We start from the raw sequence: 651 nt of genomic DNA on the forward strand, positions 1-651 counted from the left end.
CCACAAGTGCATCGAGTAAATCATAGCTATTGCCTGCACTGTCCTGAACGGTCGCCCCGATATTGAACCAGTCTTGTTGGCTTTCAGATTCAGTGATGGAAATATTTAAATTTTCAACATATTGCAGCTTAAATGGGCTGTGTTCCAGATGCTCTATCTGCCATCCAATCAATTCAATTTGATTGATGGGCATCAGCTGTTTGATCCAGTCTCCATAGAACGCAAAAACTATAGAATCAAGACGTTGTTTATCCAGTTTTAATTGCTGGTAATAATTAAGATCTTTCACCCACTTCAGTGATTCGACCAATAGCTGTAAACGCTGGATTGACTGTTGTTCCTGAACTAAGTCCCGAAGCTGTCGCACCATTTTGCCATGCTGCTCACCAATAAAACTGTCACCTGATGTACCTGCTTTTATTCGTCCGCCTACATAGGAGAATTCAATTTCGGCACAAACAGACTCTTCCCATTTCCAATCAAATTTATCTAAAACACCGAAGCGTAAAATTGGCTGGGGACTTCCCTCAAGGACATCAATATGCTGAATAGACTCGGGCTGAGGCAGATTTTTCACGTCTGAATATTGATGAGTCAGTTTCTCAAACTCTGGCAAGAGCATAGATGGAAGATCAGGCATCTGTAAAAAAT

Annotated in this window: 1 pseudogene; it reads right to left on the reverse strand. The window is 41.3% G+C overall.

The annotated features are described in order from the left end of the window. Nucleotides 1–651, reverse strand: a pseudogene (locus C3420_RS17195) (heavy metal resistance protein CzcA); the annotation flags it as partial.

Source organism: Acinetobacter sp. ACNIH3, assembly GCF_002918965.1.
GTDB classification, from domain to species: Bacteria; Pseudomonadota; Gammaproteobacteria; order Pseudomonadales; family Moraxellaceae; genus Acinetobacter; species Acinetobacter schindleri.